The sequence below is a fragment of the Streptomyces sp. I05A-00742 genome, assembly GCF_013055795.1.
Taxonomy (GTDB): domain Bacteria; phylum Actinomycetota; class Actinomycetes; order Streptomycetales; family Streptomycetaceae; genus Streptomyces.
Map to the genome: position 1 here is coordinate 176,470 of NZ_JABETO010000008.1, position 23,080 is coordinate 199,549.

The following is a 23,080-nucleotide window of genomic DNA, read 5'->3' on the forward strand; positions in this document are numbered from 1 at the left end:
TCAGGAGTCGGCCGGGTCCGCCAGGATCACCTGGTGGAGGAGGTACTCCGCCAGTTCCTCGATGCTCTGGTACTCCAGGGCCTCCATCGCCTTGAAGCGGAAGTCGAGCTTCTCCTGGATGCGGCGCTGGAGTTCGGTGATGCTCAGGGAGTCCAGGCCGATCTCCAGCAGGGCCAGGGAGGGATCGAGGTCGTGGATGTCGATCTCCAGCTCGGTCGTCATCCGCCCGAGGGTGTCCACGATCTCGTCCGTGAGCCAGTCGATGACCGCCCGTGGCCGCTCCCCGGCCGCGAGCGGCTCGATGAGCTCCCGCAGTTCCTGCCGGGAGCCGGCGCCCTCGCGGGAGCGGTCGGAGGCCGGTGCGGCGGGGACCGCCGAGGGGTCGGTCAGCGAGGCGACGCGCCGGAACTCGATGTCGTCGAGGTCCGCGAGGATCCGGCCGGTGTCGTCGAGGACGTGCAACCGCGCGGTGAAGGCCGTCCCTTCGGCGTTGGGCCGCAGGCGGACGTGGCCCCACACCTGGTCGGGCAGCGGGCCGCGCAGCACCACCCGGCCCACGCCGACCGGGACGCAGGCGCCCCTTGCCGCGCCCTCGCGCGCCGCGGCGGCGGTCAGGTGCAGACAGCCGTCGAGCATGGTCGCGAGCCGGTGCGGATGGCCGGCCTGTCGCGCGCCGTCGGGAGCGGCGGTGATCCGGCCGAGCGCCTGGCCGCCGGCCTCGTCGAGCCACAGTTCGCGGACGGTGGAGAAGCTCGCGCCGTACTCCATGCCGTCCTCCCGCAGCAGCCCGTAGAGCTTTCCGGGCGCGAGCGCGGTGGGCATCGAGGCCCGCAGTTCCTCGGGGCGCGTTCCGGAGCCGTTCCGCGCGGTGGCCGGGCCGATCTTCCCTTGGCAGTACCGGGGCGGGCCGTCGCCGTCGCCCCCGGCCACGGTGAACCGGAAACGCGCGGGGCCCCCGTCCTCCTCCAGGTCCACCCGGACGCTGCTGGGCTCGGCGGGCGGCAGGACCAGCGGCCGGACGAAGTCCACGTCGGTCAGTTCGACCGGCGCGGAGCCGTCGCCCCCGGTCGAGGCGTACGCGTCCACGGCCAGCTCCAGATAGCCGGTGGCCGGGAAGACCGTGGACCCGAGGATGCGGTGGTCCGCCCACGGCGTGCCCGGCCGCAGCTCGTGCCGGTGGACGGTCCGGACGGCCGGCCGCGGCTCGGGCGGCGCCGCCTCGGCCGGTGCCTTCCGGCGCGGGGCCGCCGGTGCCGTCTCCCCGCGCCTCTCGTCCGGGGCGGGCGTCACCCAGTACCGGTCCTTGCGGAACGGGTACCGCGGGGCGGCCGGGGTACGGCCGTGGCGCGGGCCCCGGTGGAGCGCGGGCAGGTCGACGGCGGCACCCGCCGTGAACAGGGCGCCCGCGGCGGCGAGGAGGTTCCGTACGTCCCGCCGGTCGCGCCGCAGGGTGGGGATCACCGTCACACCGGCCGTGCCGAACGCCTCCGGAATGTACGTCCGCAGGGCGGGGTGCGGGCCGATCTCGACGACCGCGGTGCAGCCCAGCCCGGCCACCGCGCGCAGGCCGTCGTGGAACCGGACGGGCAGGCGGGCGTGCCGGCTCCAGTATTCGGGACCCTCCTCGCCGGTCAGGGCCTCGCCGGTGACGTTGGAGAACACCGGGACCGCCGGGGCGGCCGGGCGGAGCGCGGCGGCCGCCTTGCCCAGCTCGGGCAGGACCGGGTCCATCAGCGGCGAGTGGAAGGCGTGGGACGTGCGCAGCCGCGTCGTCCGGCAGCCCCGCTCCCCGGCGAGGCGCGCCACCTCGTCCACGGCCGCGGCCCGGCCCGAGACGACCACGGCGCGCGGGCCGTTGACCGCGGCGACGGAGACGTCGGCCTCCCGCCCGGCGAGCCAGCCGAGGACGGTCTCCGGGTCCGCGGCGATGGCCAGCATCACGCCGTCGCGCGGCAGTTCGCCCATGAGCCGGCCGCGCAGCGCGCTGAAGCGGGCCGCGTCCTCCAGGGGGAGCATGCCGGCGGCGCACGCGGCGACGATCTCGCCGATGCTGTGCCCGACCATCGCGTCCGGGACGGCGCCCCAGGAGCGCAGCAGGGACGCGAGCGCGTACTCGACGGCGAACAGCGCCGGCTGGGCCAGGCTCGTGTCGTCGAGCGCCTCCGGTGACTGGTCCTCGAAGAGGATCCGCCGCAGGGGCACGGGCAGTTCGCCGTCGAGGACCTCGGCGCACCGGTCGATCGCGGCGGCGAACTCCGGCTCGCTGCCGTACAGTTCGCGGGCCATGCCGGGGTACTGCGCGCCCTGGCCGGTGAAGACGAAGGCCGTCCTCACGTGTTTGGCCGGGTGGCCGCTCGTGACCGACGGGGGCGTCCGGCGGGTCCGCCACAGGCGGAGGTCGTTGGCCATCTCGATGGCGCCCCGTCCGGTCACCGCGAGGCGGTGGCGGAGCGCGGCGCGCCCGGCGGCGGCGGTGAAGAGGGCCTGCGGCAGGGTCTCCCGGTCGGCCTGGGAGAGGTGCTCGGCCCAGTGGTCGGCCAGATCGTCCAGCGCCTCGGGGGACTTGGCGGACAGCACCAGCAGTTCGGCCGGACGCGGCTCGGCCCTGCCGGTGGCGGGCCGCGGCAGTGGTGCCTCCCGCAGGATCGCGTGGGCGTTGGTGCCGCTGTAGCCGAAGGAGTTGACGGCGGCCAGGCGCGGTGTGTCGCCGCGCGGCCAGGGCACGGGTTCGGTGGGGACCTCCACCGCGGCGCCGTTGAGGTCGATCTTGGGGTTCAGCCGGTCCAGGTGGACGCTGGGGTAGATGGTCTCGTGGTGCAGGGAGAGGGCGGCCTTGGCGACGCCGAGGAGGCCGGCGGCGGATTCGGTGTGCCCGAAGTTGGTCTTCACCGAGCCGACGCGCAGCGGCCGTTCCGCCGTGTGGAACCGGCCGTAGGCGTTGGCGATGGCGCCCATCTCGATGGGGTCGCCGACCGGCGTTCCGGTGCCGTGGGCCTCGACGTAGTCGACCTGGGAGGGGTCGACGCCGGTGCGGGAGAGGACGGCGCGGATCACCTCTTCCTGGGTCCGGCCGTTGGGGGCGGTCAGCGCGGGGGTGTGTCCGTCGTGGTTGATCGCCGTGCCGACCACGGTCGCCAGGATGGGGTCGCCGCGTTCCTCGGCGAGCGACTGGCGGCGTACCAGCGCGGCCACGCAGCCCTCGCTGCGGACGTAGCCGTCCGCCTTGGCGTCGAAGGCGCGGCACTGCCCGCTGGGGGAGAACAGCCCCAGCTTGCAGAAGGCGACGTGGACATGGGGGTCGAGGATCAGGTTGACACCGGCGACGATCGCCGAGTCGCACTCGCCCGTGAGGATGGACTGCCGGGCCAGGTGCAGGGCGACCAGCGACCCGGAGCAGGCGGTGTCGACCGCGAAGCACGGCCCCCTCAGGTCCAGGAAGTGCGCGATGCGGCCGGCACAGATGCTGTTGGCGTCGCTCATCGCGTCGTAGGCGGTGACACCGTTGAGACCCTCGGTGTCGTGCTTGAGGAAGCCGTAGGTGTTGCTGTTCATCAGGGCGACGAAAACGCCGGTGTTGCTGCCCCTGAGCTCCTCCGGGTTCTGCCCGGCGTGCTCCAGGGCGTGCCACACGGTCTGCAGGAGGAGGCGGTGCTGCGGGTCCATACGGACCGCCTCGGCGTCCGAGATCCCGAAGAACGCCGCGTCGAAGCGGTCGACGTCGTCGACGAAGCCGCCGTGGCGGATATAGGTCTTGCCGGGGGCCAGAGGGTCGGGATCGTAGAACGCTTCCACGTCCCACCGGCTGGGCGGGATCTCCTCGACGCAGTCCCGCCCTTTTCTCAGGACGGTGTGGACGTCGTCCAGCCCGTGCACATGGCCGGGAAGTGTGCACCCGACCCCTACTAATGCGATGGACCCAGAATCCATGCGAAATGCCCCTTCGACGCGCTGAAGACGGAGCTGTCGTGGCTTCCGGCACGAAATACCGGCCCGGGGCAGCCGTGAATGGCTGAATGCCAGGACCTTGACATCCGATGCTCGGTCCCCGGCGAATCGCGGCTCCACAGATAATATGCTGACCGGACTTTCCTGCGCCGTGCCCCGCCAAGGCTAGGATGCGGTCGACTGAAAGGTCAAGGAGTGCACCAGTTAAGGGAGTTGCTCCCGACGACAGCTGAGGGACGCGGGCTCCCTGTTGCTCGAACACCGAGAGGTGCGGAGGAAATCCAGAGTTCCTCCGAACAGAAAAACGAACAGGCTTACATTTCCGGGGAAACGTAAGCCTGCTCGGCGCACCACCACATATCGATCCGCCTCCCGCACAGGACATTCACGTCGAAGGCACCACGGTTGGCCGCCGGACACAGCGGCGCCGCCTGGAGGAGTGCCGCAGGGAGCTCGCCCGCGCCCGCTCCGGCCGGCCGCTCCCGGCCGTGGCGGCGGTCGCCAAGCGCCGGGGGTTCGCCAACTCCGCCCACTTCGGCCGGATCTTCCGCACCGCATACGGAGTGTCGCCCACCCCGTGGCGCGACAGACACACCGCGTCGGACCGGCCACCGACGATCTGACGCCAAGTCACTACTTTGCCGGTTTTTGACTTCTTTTTGAATGTTGATTGCCTGTACTGTCCCGTCTGGCCGGTGTTCGCGATCAAGTCCGGCCCTGTAACCGACCACTCGCCGGCTCCCCGTGAGCCGCCGGATGTCACCGGAGGATGCATGCCCTCTCGTATCGCGACCGCGGTCGCCACCTGCGCGCTGAGCCTCGGGGTCCTCGCCTCGGGCGCGGGCACCGCCTTGGCCGCCTCCTCGTCCACCGCCGCCGGGCCGACCGCCGACGCCTCGTCGCACCGTGCGGCGGTCGAGGCGCGCGCCGCCGCCGTGGACCGGTGCAGCTACCAGGTGGTCCGCACCGACGACTCCCGCTACGTCTACACCGTGAGCGGGGTCTTCGGCGGCGCCGTCCGCCAGCTGCCGGTCCAGAAGGAGGACTTCGTACGGTTCTCCAACGGATGGCGCGTGGTCACCCAGGTCGACGCCTGCGCGGGCGGACAGAGCCAGGCACCCACCGCGCTCCGCGTCACGGGCAGGCTGGACAACCCGGACGGCTACGACTCCTCCGTGCCGCGGACGATCCGGAGCGACGACGCCAGGCCCGCGGCCTCCTCGGTGATCCCGAAGGCACCGGCGGTGACATCCGTCGACCGCCTCGACGCGGCCACCGTCCGCGTCAAGTGGGCTCCCGCGCAGGGCAGTCCCGACCTGGTCGCGCTGATGGAGACCAAGCCCTTCTACAGCAGCGAGATCGGCATCTGGCACCCCTACACCTTCCAGCGGGACGTCCCGAGCGGCGCCACCTCGGCGGACCGCAGACTGGAGCGCGACCCCGGCATCCCGCAGGCCGTCCGGGCGCACTCCTACTGGCTGCGCGTGATCAAGGGCGGCTTCGTCAGCGACCTGCGCGCCGAGAAGCCGGTCACGATCGAGCCGTAACCACCAGCGGGCGCGGACCGGGCCCCTCACCCTGCTGCCCGCAAGATCCCCCGGTCACCCCGGACCGGGCCGGGGGTACGGCCGGCGGGAGGCCCTCCGCCGTGCGCCACTCGCGCGGGGACCGCCCGTACACCGTCCTGGTCCTCGATGGAGCGGCGCCCGGCGGGCAGCAGGTGGTCGCGGGCCGCGGCCGGGGGCCCGTCCCGCTCCTCCGCTCGCTCGTCCGGCAGCGTGACCAGGAGGTCCGCGACGTTGCCGGCCAGCAGGTCGCCCACGGCGGGGGAAACGTCCGCCGCGCGGTCCGCGAGGCGGTCCAGGAAGGGGACGAGCAGCCCGGCCACTCCCTCCCCCGGCGCGCGGTCGCGGCCGGTCACCGCCCGCGACCGCGCCTCGGGCACGTCCAGCACCCACGTCGGCAGCCGGAACACCCGTTGCCGGAAGCGCTCCTACTGTTCGAGGGAGAACGGCCGGCGCAGACGGTCGTCGGCGGGCGCGTCGTCCACGCCGCCGCCGAGTACGAGGGGATGGGGACGAGGCCCTGTCCCCGGTCTCGCCCGCCCGGAGCCCGGTGGCCCGCTTCGGCGGCTACCGGGCCACTCCCCTGCCCAGCAGCACCGGTCTCCGCCGGGCCGACCTGCCGGCCGAGGCCGTCGCCACGTCCGAGCAGCACCGTCAGTGCAGTGGGGCGTCGCCCGCGGTTTCGCGCCGGAGACGTCTCCGAACGACGGTCTTCGACCCCTGCTTCATGCTCGGAGAGCCCCCGCGGGACGGACGTGCGGTGCCGGAACAGCTCCGGTCGCGCACGGTCAAGTCCCGCCCCCTCACGGCCCGTAGCGTCGTGCGCGCCGGAGGACACACCTCCGTCACCACCCGAAAGGGGGACCCCCATGGCTACGAGGTGTACGTCGTCGCCGACGCGTCGGCGGGCGTCACCCCGGCCGCCCACGAGCACGCCCGGCGGCGGATGACGGCCGCCGGCGCCGTCCCGGTCACCTGGCCGCAGGTGCTGCTGGAACCCCAGCGCGACCGGGCCCCGCACGGAGACCACCGGCCACCACCGAGGTGGTCAAGGAGCACGGCGGCGCCTACGGCCCGGGCCTCGTCCCCGCCCACACCATGATCGATCCGCACGCCGCCGGCCGACGGGGGGGGCGCCTGATACGCGCAGGAGGCCCGGACCGCGCGACGAGCGCGGGTCCGGGCCTCCTGCGGTACCGCTCAGACCAGTTCGGGCTGCGGTTCCGGCTGCCGCACCGGTACGGCCTCCGGTTCCCACGACCTGGTGGTCCGTACATAGCTGTAGATCACCGAGATCATCGCCAGAATGAGAAGCGGTCCGAACACCCACGGATGCCTGCCCATCTCCACCGGAAGATAGCGGTACATCGCCAGGAACGCGGCGAATACCGCTGTTCCGTAAACAACCAGCAGGGTTCCCGACCGGTCCCAGCCTCGTGCGAGCGAGCGCAGACCCGCCTCGATCGTGAGAGCGAACACCACGCCGGCCACGAGATCCGTACCGTAGTGATAGCCGAATCCCAGCGTCGCGGCGAGCGTGGCGATCAGCCAGAACGTGCCCGCGAAGCGCAGAATCCGCGAACCCTTACGGGTGTGAATGAATATCGCGGTGGCCCACGCCGTGTGCAGACTGGGCATGCAGTTGCGCGGGGTGATGTCGTCGTACACCATCCAGTGCGGGGCATTGGTCGGCAGCACGTCCGGCCACAGGTCGGCCACCGCCCACTCCAGGCCACCGGTGCCCGAGGCGCCCGGGCCGTAGGCGAAGATCGGTCCGACCACCGGGAAGAGCATGTAGATGCCCGGCCCCAGGAGACCGATCACCAGGAACGTGCGCACCAGATGGTGGGCCGGGAAACGGCGCTCGGACGCCACGTTGCGCAGCTGGTACAGCGTGACGACGACCGCGGCCACCGCGAGCCCGCCGTAGACCCGGTCGAGAACCATGTTGCCGACCGGACCGGAGGCCTCGACGATCCGGCCCATCAGCCACGACGGGTCGCCCAGCGCGTGATCGGCGGTCGCCAGATACTGGTCGAGCACCATCGGGCGGGCCTTCGGCGTGATGAGCAGCCAGGCGTCACCGGCCTTGCGGCCGGCCACCAGCACCAGCCCCAGCCCGACGCCCTTCAGCAGCAGGGCGCGCTCCCGGCCGGTACGGCGCGTGAAGGCGATGACCCCGCAGCCCAGAATCACCCACAACGCACCGTTGCCGAACATCATCTTGGCGTCGGCCGCCCAGCGCACCAGGAAGAAGACGACGTCAATGCCGACCGCGACACCGAGCGCGACAAACCGCTGCCGCCAGGTGAGCACCACCATCGTCAGCGCCAGGCCGGTATACAGCAGCACCCCCGATTTGGGGGCAAATATCATTTCTCGTGCCTGAGTGGTGATCGGCCCTGCGAGACCGTAGTGACGTGCCGTGAATTCCAGCCCGATAAGGAATCCGACGGTCACCACGCACGCCGCGGTCCACAGCACCGCCTGCGATTTACGCCACGCGGCGAGCCTGGTTCTGCCGTTTATTCGCGAAAGCATCCGCGATGCTATAGATATCAATTGTTTGGCCGATGTTTCAGTTAGGCAACTAAGTTACTCTTTGTCACTCTTCATGCCGAATGGCGTAGTTTTTCCGGTGGACGGCGGGCGATGACGGTGATCACCGCAAGCCCGAACATGCTATCGGAGTGATGCGGGTGGGTTTCGCTGGTCACAAGTGGCGCCCCGCCCGGCATCAGCACGCGGGGCCCGCAACCCGGAGGAACCCATCCGGACCCGAGCCGTCCCCCGCCGAGGTGACATATCAAGGATCTTCCAGATTGCACCCGGCCTCCTTCCGACGCATCTCGCGAGCATGACGGGACGACGCCCGGCTTGCCGACGGGAAGATCTCCCGACCCGGCGATGTTGACGCCTCGCGCAGATGCGGAGTGTCCCGTGGACCGGACGAGAAGCCGGACAGGTGGCGGACCACGGTCGCCACCTGGCCGGCCTGCGAGGGCTACCGGCGCAGGGCGGGATCGCCGCCGCCCTGCCCGTCAGACGACGCTGAGTGGATGGGCCGCCGTGGCGGAGCGCGGGGGCCAGGCGCACGGGGCCAGGATGCCGAGGACGTAGGCGCGGGCGACGAGGGCCGGGCGGGTCGCCGCGCCCAGAAGCTGCCGCAGGCGGCTGATGTGGTAGTCGACCGTCTGCCGGGACAACTGCAGCGAAGTGGCGATGTCGCCGTTGCTGCTGCCCTCCGCCAGGAGGGAGAGGATGCGGACCTGCGCGGCGGTGAGCGGCGCGTGCGCCTCGTGGGCGAGGCTCTGGTGGGTGACGACGGCCCAGACGTGCCGGGCCCGAGTGGCGGAGTGGCCGATCGTCGTCAGGTGGAGCCGCGCGCGGCGCCGCAGCCCCTGGGCGTCCACGAGCACCGCGGATGTCTCGACCCTTCTGGTGCGGCGCGCTATCAGGCCGTTCCAGCGCCGGTGCAGCCCGTCGAGATCGGGTTCCGGGGCGAGCAGGGTGTGCGCGCGGCGGCCGACCAGGTCGTGCGGGCTGAGCCGGAACAGTTCGGCCGCCGCCGCGCTCGCCTCGACCACGCGCCCGTTCGCCGAGAGCAGCGCGCAGGGCAGGCCGCTGTGGTCGCGCAGGGCCTGCAGGTTCTCCTCGGCCTCCTGCCACTGGACCATGGCGCGCAGGTGGTCCGTGACGTCCACATAGATTCCGGCGACGCAGGTCTGCGCGTTCTCCCGTACGGGAAAGCGGTGGCCCACCGCCCGGCCCGCGCTGCCGTCCTGGCGCCGGTAACCGAGGGTGTGGCGTACCGGCGTACCCCGGCTGAGGATCTCCTGGTCGAGGGTGCGGAACCGGTCGGCCTCGGCGGGCTCGTCGAGGTCCTCTATGTACTTGCCGACGACCTGTTCCGGGACCGTGCCGTAGAGGTGCCCGTACGCGTGGTTGGCCCACAGGTAGCGCCCGTCCCCGTCGCGTATGAAGGCGGCGGCCGGAGCGAGGTCCACCAGGTCCGCGAAGGCCGCGTGTCCGCTCGGGGCCTCGGTGCGGGTGCCGACCTCCACCGCGAGGCCGCGCGTACGGCTGTGGGCCCGGCTCTCGCCCGGGAGCCGGCTGACGTCGAAGGTGCGGCCGTCGAACCGGATTTGCCGGCGGTCCTCCAGCGGCGCGTGATCCGGGTCGGGGAGTTGTCCCGGGTCGGGGAGTTCCCGGCGCAGCCGGCCCAGGAAGCGCCGCGCCGTGCCCGTGTCGCCGAAGGCGCCGCCTCCCTGTTCCAGCACCTGCCACGCCTCGTCGGCCTCCCACCAGAACACGGGAAGGTGCTCGAGCAGTGCCTTGAGCCTGGAATCGTCCACAGCGGTCTCCGTCCGTATAAGACTGGCTGACGCCCAGTCACATGGCGTTGGATATCCCGCTCCTGCTCCGCACATACCCGGTTCTCGGCCGAGTGCTGCCGCGCCGGGAGTGACGGCTGAGGCGGAGGCGCTCCGGGACTCAGGCAAATGCCTGAGTCGCGGGCTTCCCCGGAGGCATCGCGGGCACCTGTGGCCTGGTCCCCTTGAGTGAGCGGGTGAACACACCCCGCCACGAGGGCCGCAGAGCCCTCGGACCCACCACGCGTTCCCCCGGCATACGGCGATCCGTTGAAACCGGACGATTGGAGACGAACTTCAGTGAGCAAGGTGCTGCTAGTGCATGCCAAGGGTGGTCCGCCGCTCGGTCACGTCCTGTCCCGGACGGCCGCGAAGGCGGAAGTGCACCTGCTGGCGCTCAGCGCTCTTCCTCCCGCCGTGGCAGGTTCCGCCCGCAGACTGTGCGCCTCGGTCGTGACGCCTGACGACGCGCGCCGTTCCGACCTGGTGTCCCTGATCGTCGCGCGGGCCGAGGCCGTGGGCGCGGACGCGGTGCTCACCTTTTCCGAGTACGCGGTCGTGGCCGTCGCCGAGGCGTGCGAGGCGCTCGGTCTCGCGGGGGCGGGCAGTGCCGCCGCGCTCGCCCGCGACAAACGGCTGATGCGCCGCGCCTGGCGGCAACTCCAGCTGCCGCAGCCTGAGTTCCGTCCCGTGGGCACCGAGGCCGACCTGCGCGCGGCGGCTCGCTCCCTGCCCGGCCCGCTGCTGCTCAAGGCGGCCTGGAGCGCCGGGTCCACCGCGCATCAGATCATCCGCTCCCCGCACGAGGTGCCGGCCGCCTGGGCCCGCTCCTGTGCCGTGATGGCCGAATCGGCCCAACTGGGCTACGCGGAGCTGCATGTGGCCGAGGCCGACGCCGACTACGTGGTCGAGCAGATCGTCAGCGGCACCGCGTCGGACTGGTTCGACGAGCCCGGGTGGGGCGACTACGTCAGTGTCGAGGGCGTCGTGGCGAACGGCACCTTCCACCCGGTGTGCCTCAGCGGGCGGATGCCCACGGTCGAGCCGTTCACCGAACGCGCGAGCATCACCCCCGCCCTGCTGGCCCGGGACGCCCAGGACCGGATCGTGGACCTGGCCCGCCGCGCGGTCGATGCCCTCGGCCTGCGTGACTGCGGGACCCACACCGAGATCAAGCTCGGCGCCGACGGCAGCATGTGGCTCATCGAGACGGCCGCCCGGTTCGGCGGCGCGATGACCGTGCCGCAGATCGAGGAGGTCTTCGGGCTCGACCTCGTCGGTATGCTCGTCGACCACCTCCTCGGACACCCGGTCGCGTGGCCCGAGCAGGCCCTCACCCCGGCGGACGCGCGCGGCGCGGCGGGCTCCCTCGTCGTCCTCGCGGTCGACGGCCGCGGCCGGGCCTGGCCGGACCACAAGGTCTGGGACTTCCCCGCCGTCTCCGCGGACATCCCCCTCAGCCGGGACAGCCGCCTGTCGGTGGTCGCGGAGAGCTCGCTCCCCGACGGCAGCACTGTGCCGGTGTACGACCCGGCCGCCGGCGCCAACACCATGGCGGCCCTGTGCCTGCTCTCCGCCGCCGACGCGCGGACCGTGCTCCGCGACTTCGAGACCCTGGTGGACGCCCTGCCCCGGGTGCTGCCCGCCGCTCAGCCCCAGGAGGTTTCGGCATGACCGCCCAGTTGCTCACCGATGCCGCCGAACCGGCCACGGACCGCACGGTCGTCGGCGAGAACCTCTCCCTGCCGCTCTTCCGCACCCTCTCCGGGGTCCTGGCGGGGCACCCGTACCTCAAGGTCGTCGTCGACCGTGCCGAGAACACCTGGCACCTGCTCGACACCGCCGCACACCCTTTCCACGTCAACTACATCGCCACCCGCGTTCTGGGCATGGACCTGACCGCACTCGACGCGGACCTCGACGCCTTCAACGCCTCCGTCTACATGGACCCCGGGCGTCGCTTCCTGCTCGGTGTGCTGTCCCTGCACACCGATGAGGACGCGGACGGCCGCGAACGCACGTTCCTCGTCCTGGAGACGACCGAGGCCGACACCATGCACGGCGAACTCCTGGCGTTCTTCTACGAGTTCGTCCGAGCACGGGTCGACGGCAGGCTGCCGTTGCTCCTCAAGCCCGCCAACCACGGGCAGGAGGAGGAGCTGGCGGCGATCAGCGAACTGCGCGTGCCGCGCATCCTCAGCCACGAGCTCTTCGGTTCCCGGACCCGCACGCCGCTCAATCCCGGCGAGGCCACCGGGCGGCTGCGGTACTTCCGTACACACGAGGAGTACACGGCGTACGCGGCGGCGGCCGGGCTCGGCTGGGCGGACATCGTGGCCATGCCCTGCCTGCCGGACGACGTCCCCCGGGTCGCCGGGTTCCTCAACACGGCGCCGATCACCCCGCTCTCGCACACCAACGTCCTCGCCTCCGGCTGGGGCATACCCAACGCGATCGTGCGCGACCTGGAACAGCTCGTCGAGAAGGACGGCCTGGACGGCGCGTGGGTCCGCTACCGGGTCCGCGAGGACGGGATCTCCCTCGAACGGCTCGACCACGAACCCGGCCTACGGGCTCCGGCCTGGCACCAGCAGCGCATCCGCCTCGAACCGCCGCTGCTCGAAGACGTCCCCGTGCTGGCCCTGCACCGGCTGCGCGCCGCCGACCGCGACCGCTACGGCACCAAGGCGGCCAACCTCGGAGAGCTGCACCACGTCCTCGACAGTCGTACGGCCGACCTGACCGCCTTCTACGGGCGGTCCCGCCCGCCGCGCGAGGACCTGTACGGGCATCTCGCGGCCCGCCTCGGCCTGAGCGCGCCCTCCCTCGCCGAACTACGCGCCGGTGCGGCGGACTTCGTGGCCGCGACGGTCGGCGCCCCCGAAGGCGTCGCACTGCCCTTCGCACTCCAGCAGCACTTCCTGGCCTCCTCCCCCGCCCTGCAGCAGGGCATCGGCAAGCTCAAGATGGCACTCGAACTCGACGCGGCCGACGTCCTGGACTCGCTCTGCCTGCAACTCCAGCACCTGATCCGGCATACGCCCGTCCCCGAGTCGGTCACCCGGCAGATCAACCAGGCCTTTCCGGCCTCCGCCGGCTCGCGCGGCCGTCTGGTGGTGCGTTCCTCGTCGAACGCCGAGGACCTTCCGGGGTTCTCCGCGGCGGGCGTCTACGACTCCGTCACCACCGCCCACGGAGCCGACGGACTCCTGGACGCCGTACGCCAGGTGTGGGCCTCGCTGCTCTCGCCCCGCAGCGTGCGCCTCCGCCACCAGGCCGGCATCTCCCTGGACGACACCTACATGGGCGTCATCGTCCAGGAGTACGTCCCCGCCTCCCTCGGCGGCGTTCTGGTGACCTGCGACCCGACCCGCCGCGAGGACTTCCGCAACGTCTACCTCAACTGCACCCCCGGCTCCCCGGAGAAGGTGGTCGAGGGTTCGGTCCTGCCGCAGCAGTACCTGTACAACACCGTGGAGGGCGGCGGCCGTACCGTCGCCCTGGGCTCCTCGGGCGACGGGCTCTCCGCCGCCACCCGCGCCCGGCTCGCCGACCTGTGCCTGACCGGGCGGCTCCTGCAGTCCCATTTCAGCGCGTCCGACGTGGACCGGCCGCTGGACATCGAGTGGCTGATGACCGACCGGGGCGACTTCCGGCTGGTCCAGATCCGCCCCTACGCGCTGTGAGGGCGCGCTCCGGCCGGCGGGCGGCGGGCGCCGGCCCGACCGCCACCGCCCGCCGGATCATCCGGCTCAACTACGGCTTCCAGCTGCTGTTCAACCTGCTGTGGTGGATGCCGGTGTTCTACGCCTACCAGAAGGCGGCCGGGCTCTCGGACGGGCAGATCTTCGGCATCCAGAGCATCTACTACGTGGCCTTCTGCCTGTTCGAGATCCCGACGGGCCTGATCGCCGACCGGATCGGCACCCGCAACTGCCTGCGGGCCGGCGCGGTGGTCATGACCGCGGCGAATCTGGCTCCGGTGGTCAGCGCCTCCTACACCGGCTTCCTCGTCCACTTCCTGGCCATCGCCGCCGGCCGTTCCCTCACCTCGGGAGCGGCCAGCGCCTACCTCTACGACGGCCTGCGCGCCGAGAAGTGCGACGAGCACTACCTGAGGGCGGAGGGCACCGCCCGGGCGCTGGGACTCATGGCGAAGGTCGTGTGCTGGCCGCTGGTAGGGCCCCTGATGGCCGTGGCGCATCCGGCCCCGTACGTGCTCAGCGCCGCCAGCGCGGCGGGCTCCCTCGCCTGCGCCGTCGCGCTGCCCCGCCTCGCGGGGACGGGCGGCGGTGCGGGGAAGACGGACGGAGGGGGCGGGGGCGGTGCGTTCCTGCGGGACGCGGGCGCCGCGCTGCGCTGTGTCGCCTCCTCGCGCTGGCTGGCCCTGGTGATGGTGCAGGGCGTGGCGGTCTTCACGCTCTCCCGGATCTGCCAGGTCAACCTCTTCCAGCCGATCCTGTTGGACCATGGCATCTCGGAAGCCTCGCACGGCAGTGTGATGGCGGCGATGACGGTGGCGGAGGCGGTGGCATCGGCCCGCCCGCAGTGGCTGAGCCGCCGCCTGCCACCGGTCGCCTGGGTCTCGGTCCTCAGCCTCGCGCTGGCGGGCAGCCTGGCGGCCATGACGCTCGGCGGGCCATGGGCCGTCGTCGCGCTGCTCTGCCTGTTCGCCGCCGCGACCGGCTTCGCGTACCCCATCCAGCGCAAGTTGGTGAACGACGCGGTGCCCGCGCACGCCCCGCGCGCCACGCTGCTCTCGGTCGAGAGCATCGTGGACCGCGCGGTGTGCGCACTGGCCGCGATCGCCGTGGGCGCGTACCTCGCCGCCGGGCGCCTGGACGCCTTGCTGTGGCACAGCGCGCTGGCCACGGCGGTGCTGCTCGGGGTCTTCCAACTGCTGCTGCGCAGCGGGGTGGTCAGGCGGGAGAGCGCCGGCCGAGAAGTTCGAGCAGCCGGACCGGGAGAAACGGGGGCCGGTACGGCCGACCGACCTGGTACGGCACGAAGCCGAGCGAGGAGGCCGCTCTGACCTCCTCGGCCGTCTCCGCCTGATAGACGACCCGGCAGCGGCCCGAGCCGGCCTTCGCCCGCTGCCAGAGGGCGGGGGCCGGCTTGCGTTCCGCCTCGGTACGCGGGGTGAGGACGCGGTCGCCGAAGTCCTTCCAGGCGAAGGGCGCGGGCCCCCGCCATGTGGCGTCGACCTCCTGCCGCAGCCTGGCGGCGCGCTCGGCGTCGGTCGTGCCCCAGGAGGGCGGCACATTGGTGATCAGGCCGACTCTGACGTGGCGCTCGCGCAGGGCGCGCAGATAGGAGGCCGCGCCGGGTCGATAGCCGGTGCTACCGTCCTCGGCGGTGTGCACGAGGGTCTCGCCCAGGTCGAAGTACACGACGGGGCAGGCCCGTTCACGCGCCGCGGCAGCCGTTCTCGTGACTCCGCTCGCGTCGTCGGGCGGCGCCGCGCTCGCCGTGGCGCCGAGCACGGCCCACACCAGGGCCGTGCTCAGCGCGAGGCTCGCCCGCACGGAGCCCTTGGAGGCCGATATGTCCATACGTCGTCGCCCTTTCCTCGCACACACCGGTCCCCCGCGCTCTACCCCTGCGCACCGCGTGCCACTCGGGTCTCGCGAGGCTTTCCCTTTCACCCGTGCGATACGACAGGATCAAGCCGGATCCGCACCCTCCGGTTCTGCCGGCCCTTGCTCTCCACCTTGGTGACGGTCACCCGCCCGACCTGCCGGGTGGACGCCACATGGGTGCCGCCGTCGGCCTGCACATCCAGGCCGACCACATCGACCACCCGGACCTCCGGCAGGTCCGGCGGGGCCTTGAACTGGGTGCGGACGAGGTCCGGGATCGCCTGGGCCTCCTCCTTGGGCAGGATCCGCACGACGATCTGCCGGTCGGCCTCGATCTCGGCGTTGACCGCGTCCTCCAGGCTCTGCTTGAAACCGGGCGGCACCTCGGGGAGGTTGAAGTCCATGCGCGCCTCCCCCGGCTCCATGTTCCCGCCCGTCACCAGGGCCCCGAAGTCCCGGAAGACCGTCCCGCACAGCACGTGCAGCCCGGAGTGGGTGCGCATCAGCGTGGACCTGCGCATGTCGTCGATCGCGCCGCTGACCTTGGTTCCCGCGGGCGGGACCGGATCCCCTGGAGCGGGCAGCAGGTAGAGCTCGTCGCCCTTGCGCGTCCCGATGATGCGCGTCTGGACACCCAGCCAGATGAGGACGCCGTGGTCCGGTGGCTGGCCCCCGCCCCCGGGGTAGAACGCGGAACGGTCCAGGACGATGCCGGCCTCCGGGTCGGCGGGATCCGACCAGAGAACCGTGCAGTCCCATTCCCGGAGCGTGGCGTCTTCCCAGTCCAGGCGGTGTGTACGGCCGTGATGACCCATTCCCATCAGCGGTTGGGGGCGCGGAGCCCGGACAGGCCCGCTCCCCCTTCTCCTCTCCCTGGTGCGTGCGGTGAAGTCCGTGTGCGCTGCATACCGAGGAGGACCCCGGCTTGGTTACGCCGCGGAGACCGGCCCCTCACCTCCGGCGCGGGCCGCCCCCTCACCACCACAGCCGGGCCAGGGCCGCGCTCGCCGCGCCCAGGGCCACCACCAGCAGGAAGGGCGCCCGCAGCAGGGCGGCCACCAGGGCCACACCGAACCCGAGGGCGCGGGCGTCCAGGACCAGCCGCTGATCGGTGGTGAAGGTCTGGACCGCGACCAGCGCGGCGAGCAGGGCGACGGGGAGCAGCGCGGACACCGCTTGGACCTGCCGCTTCTCCAGCAGGGACGCCGGCACGCAGAGTCCGGCGAGTTTGAGCAGGTACACGCTGGCCGTACCCAGGATGATCGCCGTCCACATCAGCTGTCCCCGCATCTCTCCGCGTCCTGCTTTCGGGCCGCCTCACGTTCCGCGCCCCGCCCCCGCGCCTCGCGCTCCCCCACGTCCTTTGGAGCGCCCCCGCCGCTCCGCCGCCGGCGCGTCACCAGACCGGCCGAACACGCGACGAGGCCCGCGACCAGCACCGGCACGCCGGCGGGCAGGACGAGGGTCGTCGCGAGCGCCGTCACAGCGGCCGCCCCGGCCACCGCCCACAGCCGCGGTCCCCGCAGCCGGGGCATCAGGAGGGCGATGAAGGCCGCGGGTGAGGCCACGTCCAGCCCCAGCGCGGTCGGGTCGGGCAGCGCCTCCGCCCCGACGGCCCCGGCGAGCGTGGCCAGGTTCCAGCAGACGAAGACTGCCGTGCCGGTGGCCCAGAAGGCCAGCCGGGACGCGCGCTCGGTCGGCCGTCCCATGGCCATGCCCGAGCTCTCGTCGAGCACCAGATGGGCGGCGAGTGCCCGGCGCGCCCCGCGGACCCGGAGCACCCGGGAGAGCGTCAGTCCGTACAGGCTGTTGCGCACGCCGAGGAGCCCGGCCGTGGCGGCGCCGGTGAGGGGGCTGCCTCCGGCGCCCAGGACGCCGATGACGGCGAACTGCGACGCCCCGGAGAACATCAGCAGGGACAGCACGCAGCTCTGGGCGACGGTGAAGCCCGCCAGCACGGCGAGGGCGCCGAAGGAGAGGCCCAGGGCCCCGACGGCCAGTCCGACCCCGGCCGAGTCGCGCAGCAGCGCGGCCTTCTGCCGGGGCCAGTCGGCGTCCCCCCCTTGCGTCGTGGCACTGACTTTGGCCTTCAGCCGGTTCATCACGTGTTCCTGTCCCGCTCCGAGCTCTCGTCCTCGGCGACGGGGCGTCCTCGGCCATGAGGCGTCCCCGTCACGAGGTTTCCTCGATCACGACGTTCAGTTCCGCGTGCGCCTTGGCGCAGGCCGCGGTGGCCTCCTCGGCGGACCCGCCGCGGGCGATCACATACCCCAGCCGATGGTAGGCGTCGCGCGGGGGCTGCACCCGCTGCCCCGGGACGGCCGTCACCGTCACCTGGCGGACGCCCTCGACGGCGCGCGCCGCCTCCACACCGTCCACCCGGGAGAGGGTCCCGGGCCGGCCGGTGAGGAGGAACTGGATGGCCGCGAAGCCGTCCGGGGGCGGGACGGGGTGCGGTGCGCGACCGAGCGCGATCCGCAACTGCTGCTCCTGCATCCGGAGTCCGGTCGTCAGCCGGACGAGTTCGGGGATCATACCGCCGGCCGGGCGTCCGTTGATCTCGATCACGGCGGGGCCGTCGGGGGTGAGCCGGACTTCGGTGTGCGCGGCGCCGTCGGTCAGGCCGACGGCGTCCAGCGAGCGCCGGACCGTGTCGGTGATCCGGTCCGCCGTGGCGGCGGAGAGCGGGGCGGGGAACACATGGCGGTGCTCGACGAAGTACGGCGCCGCGGTGAGGTGTTTCTCCACGATACCCAGGACGTGCGTCCGGCCGCGGTGGTTGACCGTCTCGACGCTGAACTCGGGCCCGGCGAGGTGCTCCTCGATGAGCGCGGCGCCGGCGGTGCGCTGGCCGCGGACGTTGGTCTCCTCGGCCAGGATCAGCCGGACCTGGGCGGCGGCCTCACCGGGGGTGGTGCAGAGCAGCACGTGGTGGGAGCCGCTGTCGTCGACGGGCTTGACGACGCAGGGCAGGCCGGTGCGGGCCACGGCGCCGGCGGTGCGGGCGTCCGTCTCCGCGTCGTCCTGGCCGGCCGTCACGACGGCGAACCGGGGCTGGCGGACGCCCGCACCGGCCAGCCGCTCGCGGGTGCGGGATTTGTCGCGACAGCGGGCCACGGCCTCGATCGGGCTGCCGGGCAGCCCCAGCCAGGCGGCGAGCCGGGCGGTGGTGGAGAGGTAGAAGTCGCTGGTGGTGGTGATGCCGGCGATCTGCTCGCGGCGGAACGCGCCCAGGATCGCCCGCCGCAGCTCCGCCTCCGCGTTGGTGTCGCAGGTGACGACCTCGGCGCCGGTCTCCGCCAACCCCCGGTAGCGGTCGGGGTCGTGGGTGAGGAGGACGGGGCGCAGGCCGAATTCCCGGGTGAGGCCGAGGGCGAGCATGCCCGTACCGGTGGTGTTGGACTCGACGAAGAGCAGTCGCTGCCCTCGCTCCGACCGCTCGATGTCGGCGGCGCGCGACCAGCTCTCGGCGACCTCTCCGGCGCGCGGCGCGATGGTGACGGGCGCGGTCGAGCGGGGCAGTGCGTCGAGTTCCTGGGCGGCCCAGTAGTCGTCGTCGTAGATGGTGTCGACATAGCGGTCACCGCGGTCGGGGAGGATGCCCACGATGCGGGTGCCCGGGCGGGCCGCGGCGGCGACGTGCTTGACGATCCGGTACACGGATCCGGAGGTGTTGCCCGCGAACATCTGCAGCTCACGGGCGAGTTCATGGGTCGCGGTAAGGGCCTCGCGGTCGTTCAGCCAGTGCACCTCGTCAATCAGCCGGCGGTCGAGGTTGCCCGGCAGGAGGCTGTTGCCCAGTCCGCTCTGCCGGCGTCCCGGACGGTCGGGCTGACCGAAGAGGACGCTGCCGACGCTGTCCACGCCGATGACGGTGAGGCCGGGCAGGGTCTCCTTGAGGGCGCGGGCCGTGCCGCAGAGGGAGCCCCCGCTGCCCACCGAGCCGACGAGGATGTCGAAGGCGCCGAGGTCCGCCGTCAGTTCGGCGGCGAGCGTCCGGTACGCGGCGGGGTTGTCGGGGTTCTCGTACTGGTCGGGCCAGAAGGCTCCGGGGAGTTCGGCCCGCAGCCGGTGCAGGAGTTCCAGGCGGGCGCTCTGCCAGCCCCCCGACGTCATGGCCGCCACGATGTGCACGTCGCAGCCGAGCGCTCGGAGTTTGGCCAGGGTGATGCGGTCGATGCGGGGGTCGGTGACGATGTGGACGTGGTGCCCCAACGAGGTGCCGACCAGGGCGACTCCGAGCGCCATGGTGCCGGAGGAGCTCTCGATGATGGGGGCACCTTCGGCGAGGGTGCCACGTCTGCGCGCTTCCATGATGATGTTGCGGGCCACGCGGTCCTTCATCCCGTACAAGTTCTGGAACTCCAGCTTGAGATGGACCTCCACGCCGCCCGCCGCCCCGAGGGGGACGCGGACCAGCGGAGTGTGTCCTATCGCTGCCGTGACACTCTCAAAGAGCATAGTCGCCTCCGACGGGGCCTGCATGGTGAATGACGGACGGGGGGGCGGCGCAGGCGTCCGCGCCCAGTGAGCGGAAGACGGAGACGGTGCCGGGCAGTTCGGCGCACCGGGCGCGGACCCGCTCGACCCGTTCCGGGTCGTCGTCGCGGTGCGCGCCGAGCAGGATCCCCAGGTAGGTGCCGCTGTGCGCGATGACCAGGCCGAGTCCGCCGGCCTCCCGGCAGATGGCCCGCATACGGACGAAGCGTAGGTCCGGGTCAGGACCCAGGTGGAGTTCGGCGCTGCGGGTGGCCACGCGTCCCACCGCGGCGAGGTCGCCGCAGCGGACGGCGTCGGAGAGTGTGCCGAGCAGGGTGGCGTACTCGCGGCGGGTGCGGTGGGAGGGCGCGCGGGCGGCGTGGTTGTACCGGACAGTGTCCACCATGCCGCCGGTGTCGTGGGCCACGATGGTCAGCGGCGGCAGGGTGCCCAGCCGTTCCTTGAGCCGCACCTCGCGGTGGTAGTAGCTGACGATGCCGGCGTACATGACGCCGTCGGACGGTTCGATACCGCGCAGGAACGTTTCTGTCGCCTCCTCGTCCAGCGGGACGTCCAGGGCGTCGGCCACGGCGCGGGCGGTGGCGACCAGGTCCGCCGAGGAGCTGGCGAGGCCCTTGCCCTCGGGCAGACCGCCGTCCAGTTCCAGCGTGCCGCCGCCGGGATGGCCGTGGGCGCGGAGCATGCGGGTGGCCAGTAGCCGCGACTTCGACTTTCCGGCCGGGGACACCGTCACGGTGTCGCCGTCGGTGAGCCGGAAGCTGGCGGTCGACCAGGTGTCGAGGGGAAAGGTCACCAGGAAGCGCCGGGCGTCCGGCAGCATGCCCTGGAGGAGTTCCCCGAAGGTTCCGTTGGCGGCTCCGAATCCGGTGTCCCCGGCCACAACCCCTCCCGTGCGTCTGCCCACTGCTCAACCGATGCCCAGCAGGTGATCCGTCTCCGCCAGGGCGTCGCGCACCCGCTTCCCGCGCAGGTCCCAGGCCGCCGCGGCCTCGTCCATGCGGTCCGCCTGCGCGGCGAGCAGCGCGCGGACCTCCGACGGCCGGGTGGAGCCGGCGGAGAGCTTCCGCTCGACGCCGCCCTGGAGGTCGAAGGCCTCGGCGAGCGCCTTCTCGGGCGCCGTGAGCGGGTGGCCGTGCCGCTCGGCGGCGCGGCGCAGCAGATCCGGCCGGACGTCCTGGGGGGCCGCGCCCTCTTCCAGGGCGGCCAGGACGTACGCGCCGGCGACCACTTGGGCCGTGCGCCAGGGAAGACCCTCGTCGAGGGTCAGCCGGTTGGCCAGGGTGAACCCGCCGAAGAACTCGCGGGCGCAGGCGGCGGCCATCCGGTCGGTGCGGAACTCCACGTTCTCCAGGACTGCGGTGGCCAGCGCCAGGGTGGAGCGCGCGGCCAGGAACGCGGACAGCACGTGGGTGCCCGCCTCCTTGGAGACCTCGACGGAGTTCGCGTACGCGGTGTTGCGCTGTCCGGTCAGGGCGTCGAGGTGGAACGCCGTCAGGTGGGCGGTCCGGCCGCGGATCCGTTCCAGGAGCGGAAAGTTCTTCTTCTGGGGCATCGCCGCCGAGATGCCCGCATAGGCGTCGGGCAGGTCGATGAACCCGTACTCGCTGCCGCCCCAGGCGATCAGGTCGGTGGTGAAGCGGCTGAGCACCGTCCCGAACAGCGACAGCTCGCCGGTGATCTTCAGGGCCCAGCCGCGCGAGGCCACCGCCGTGAGCGCGTGCGCGCGCGACCGGGCGAAGCCGAGCAGCCCGGCGGCGGCGTCGCGGTCCCACTCCAGCTCCTGGCCGGCCATCGCCCCGGCGCCCAGGGGGCACCGGTCGATGTCGTCGTAGGTGGCCAGCAGGCGGTCGACGGCGTCGGTCACCTCGTCGGAGAGCGCCGCGAGGTAGTAGCCGGCGGTGATGATCTGCGCCGCCTGGCCGTGGGTGTAGCCGGGCATCGGAGTGGCGGCGTGCCGGGACGCGGTGCGGTGCGCGGCCCGGCCGAAGTCGAGCAGGGCCCGTCCCGTCAGCTCCAGTTGGTGGCGCGCGTACATGAGCTGGGCGCAGGCCTGGAGGTCGTTGCGGCTGCGATCGACGTGCCAGGCGGGGACCGGGGAGTCCAGTCGGGACTCCACATGGCGCTCGATCGCGAACGCGATGTCCGACATGTTGTGTTCGGGGTCGGCGGTGAGCGCGGCGGCGGTGATGCCGTGCAGCGCCTCGCCGATCCGCCGGGCCTGGTCGGCGGTGACGAGCCCCATCCGCCGGTACTCGACGGCGAGGACCTTCTCGATCGCCGCGTACCACGGCAGGAGGTGCTCCGCCTCGAAGGCGAACTGCGGGGCGAGCACCTCCTCGTGGAGCAGCGCGTGGGGGCCGGAGGAGATCCGTCCGCTGAGGGGCGTGGCCAACGGACTACCGGCCCTTCTTGCGCAGGGTGAAGGCGAGGCTCTCGTGCTCGTGGAAGTAGGGCCGGTATCCGGCGTGCGGGGGCTCCATCCAGCGGAGGAGTTCCACGGCGTGCACCTCGTCGGCCAGCCCGCAGGCGGCGAGGTAGGCGTCCAGGTCGGGGCGGTCGTAGAACTTGCAGTAGAAGCCCGCGTGGTCCAGGTACTCCTTGGGGCCGGTCTCCACCATGCCGGGGTCGGTGACCTGGCAGTCCCCCATCGTCCACATATTGGCGACGATGTGGCCGCCGGGGCGGCAGACCCGGTACAGCTCCCGGAGCGCCTTCTCCGGCTCGGTGAGGTGCCCGAGAAGGTCCCAGCAGAAGATCCCGTCGAGGCAGTCGTCGGGCAGCCCGGTGGCGAAGACGTCGGTCTCGTGGAAAACGACGTTGTCGGCCTTGGCCTTGGCCACCACCGTGCGGGCGATGCCCATCGCGTTGTGCGAGGTGTCGCCGCCGAGCACGACCGTGGCGGCCTGGGCCAGCGGCGGGAGGTTCCGGCCGTCCCCGCAGGGCAGGTCGAGGACGACGAAGGCGGAGTGGTCGGCGAAGAGCTTGGCGGCGTTCACCACGTACGGGACGGGTGGGTCGCCCCAGAGGTTGGCGTGACCGTCGAGTCGGTAGGCGTCGTTCCACTGGCCCTTGGCCAGCTCGTCGGGCGCACTGACCGCTTCTCCGTTTTCCAAGGGCT

The 23,080-nt window shown here is 72.3% G+C and carries 18 protein-coding genes; 6 read left to right on the plus strand and 12 right to left on the minus strand.

Going from position 1 to position 23,080, the window contains the following annotated elements:
- Positions 1 to 3,927, minus strand: coding sequence for a type I polyketide synthase (locus HN013_RS10940; RefSeq protein ID WP_171165635.1), 3,927 nt, complete (start codon positions 3,925 to 3,927; stop codon positions 1 to 3).
- A gap of 449 nt (positions 3,928 to 4,376) precedes the next feature.
- Here HN013_RS10940 and HN013_RS32880 point away from each other — a divergent pair, with 449 nt between their 5' ends.
- Both HN013_RS32880 and HN013_RS10950 read left to right on the plus strand, forming a co-directional pair.
- Positions 4,377 to 4,568 (plus strand): hypothetical protein, encoded by a 192-nt coding sequence (locus HN013_RS32880; protein WP_249374938.1) that lies wholly within the window; start codon positions 4,377 to 4,379, stop codon positions 4,566 to 4,568.
- A 150-nt stretch (positions 4,569 to 4,718) separates the two neighbouring features.
- Positions 4,719 to 5,492, plus strand: a complete 774-nt coding sequence (locus HN013_RS10950; protein ID WP_171165637.1) for a hypothetical protein — start codon at positions 4,719 to 4,721, stop codon at positions 5,490 to 5,492.
- Positions 5,493 to 5,518: 26 nt separating this feature from the next.
- On the opposite strand, the gene HN013_RS10955 is transcribed toward HN013_RS10950, so the two are convergent.
- Positions 5,519 to 5,890 carry a hypothetical protein gene (locus HN013_RS10955; protein WP_212764192.1) on the minus strand — a complete coding sequence of 124 codons (372 nt, stop codon included), beginning with the start codon at positions 5,888 to 5,890 and terminating at the stop codon, positions 5,519 to 5,521.
- A gap of 380 nt (positions 5,891 to 6,270) precedes the next feature.
- On the opposite strand from HN013_RS10955, the gene HN013_RS10960 reads away from it, so the two are divergent.
- Complete coding sequence (locus HN013_RS10960; RefSeq protein ID WP_398979194.1) at positions 6,271 to 6,612, plus strand: isochorismatase family protein; 342 nt, start codon at positions 6,271 to 6,273, stop codon at positions 6,610 to 6,612.
- A gap of 98 nt (positions 6,613 to 6,710) precedes the next feature.
- Here the strand turns inward: HN013_RS10960 and HN013_RS10965 are convergent, their stop codons facing one another.
- Complete coding sequence (locus HN013_RS10965; protein ID WP_171165641.1) at positions 6,711 to 8,051, minus strand: phosphatase PAP2 family protein; 1,341 nt, start codon at positions 8,049 to 8,051, stop codon at positions 6,711 to 6,713.
- A gap of 500 nt (positions 8,052 to 8,551) precedes the next feature.
- Positions 8,552 to 9,865: a PAS domain S-box protein gene (locus tag HN013_RS10970; RefSeq protein WP_171165643.1), complete on the minus strand. Its 1,314-nt coding sequence runs from the start codon at positions 9,863 to 9,865 to the stop codon at positions 8,552 to 8,554.
- 318 nt (positions 9,866 to 10,183) lie between these two features.
- Here HN013_RS10970 and HN013_RS10975 point away from each other — a divergent pair, with 318 nt between their 5' ends.
- Genes HN013_RS10975 through HN013_RS10985 form a run of 3 tightly spaced genes read left to right on the plus strand, consistent with a single transcriptional unit; the run spans position 10,184 to position 14,915 of the window.
- On the plus strand, positions 10,184 to 11,557 hold the full coding sequence (locus HN013_RS10975) for an ATP-grasp domain-containing protein (protein WP_171165645.1): 1,374 nt from the start codon (positions 10,184 to 10,186) through the stop codon (positions 11,555 to 11,557).
- Positions 11,554 to 13,569, plus strand: coding sequence for a PEP/pyruvate-binding domain-containing protein (locus tag HN013_RS10980; RefSeq protein WP_171165647.1), 2,016 nt, complete (start codon positions 11,554 to 11,556; stop codon positions 13,567 to 13,569). The genes HN013_RS10975 and HN013_RS10980 overlap by 4 nt, the downstream gene beginning before the upstream one ends.
- Positions 13,566 to 14,915: an MFS transporter gene (locus HN013_RS10985; RefSeq protein ID WP_171165649.1), complete on the plus strand. Its 1,350-nt coding sequence runs from the start codon at positions 13,566 to 13,568 to the stop codon at positions 14,913 to 14,915. The genes HN013_RS10980 and HN013_RS10985 overlap by 4 nt, the downstream gene beginning before the upstream one ends.
- Here the strand turns inward: HN013_RS10985 and HN013_RS10990 are convergent.
- The 8 genes from HN013_RS10990 to HN013_RS11025 all read right to left on the minus strand — a co-directional run bounded on the left by HN013_RS10990 (position 14,803) and on the right by HN013_RS11025 (position 23,075).
- Positions 14,803 to 15,435: a hypothetical protein gene (locus HN013_RS10990; protein ID WP_171165650.1), complete on the minus strand. Its 633-nt coding sequence runs from the start codon at positions 15,433 to 15,435 to the stop codon at positions 14,803 to 14,805. The genes HN013_RS10985 and HN013_RS10990 overlap by 113 nt on opposite strands.
- An 89-nt stretch (positions 15,436 to 15,524) precedes the next feature.
- Entirely contained in the window at positions 15,525 to 16,283 is a 759-nt protein-coding gene (locus HN013_RS10995; RefSeq protein ID WP_171165652.1) for an alanyl-tRNA editing protein, read from the minus strand.
- Between the two features lie 154 nt (positions 16,284 to 16,437).
- The gene (locus HN013_RS11000) at positions 16,438 to 16,752 is read right to left on the minus strand and encodes an AzlD domain-containing protein (RefSeq protein ID WP_249374908.1); all 315 of its coding nucleotides are present in this window, start codon (positions 16,750 to 16,752) and stop codon (positions 16,438 to 16,440) included.
- On the minus strand, positions 16,737 to 17,564 hold the full coding sequence (locus tag HN013_RS11005; RefSeq protein WP_171165653.1) for an AzlC family ABC transporter permease: 828 nt from the start codon (positions 17,562 to 17,564) through the stop codon (positions 16,737 to 16,739). Before HN013_RS11005 ends, HN013_RS11000 begins: the two co-directional genes overlap by 16 nt.
- Positions 17,565 to 17,634: 70 nt before the next feature.
- Positions 17,635 to 19,923, minus strand: a complete 2,289-nt coding sequence (locus HN013_RS11010) for a pyridoxal-phosphate dependent enzyme (RefSeq protein WP_171165655.1) — start codon at positions 19,921 to 19,923, stop codon at positions 17,635 to 17,637.
- Positions 19,913 to 20,842, minus strand: a complete 930-nt coding sequence (locus HN013_RS11015; protein WP_312018565.1) for a kinase — start codon at positions 20,840 to 20,842, stop codon at positions 19,913 to 19,915. The genes HN013_RS11010 and HN013_RS11015 overlap by 11 nt, the downstream gene beginning before the upstream one ends.
- Before the next feature lie 27 nt (positions 20,843 to 20,869).
- Positions 20,870 to 22,354 carry an argininosuccinate lyase gene (locus HN013_RS11020; protein ID WP_171165657.1) on the minus strand — a complete coding sequence of 495 codons (1,485 nt, stop codon included), beginning with the start codon at positions 22,352 to 22,354 and terminating at the stop codon, positions 20,870 to 20,872.
- Between the two features lie 4 nt (positions 22,355 to 22,358).
- Positions 22,359 to 23,075 (minus strand): class I SAM-dependent methyltransferase, encoded by a 717-nt coding sequence (locus HN013_RS11025; protein WP_171165659.1) that lies wholly within the window; start codon positions 23,073 to 23,075, stop codon positions 22,359 to 22,361.
- Positions 23,076 to 23,080 lie beyond the last annotated feature (5 nt).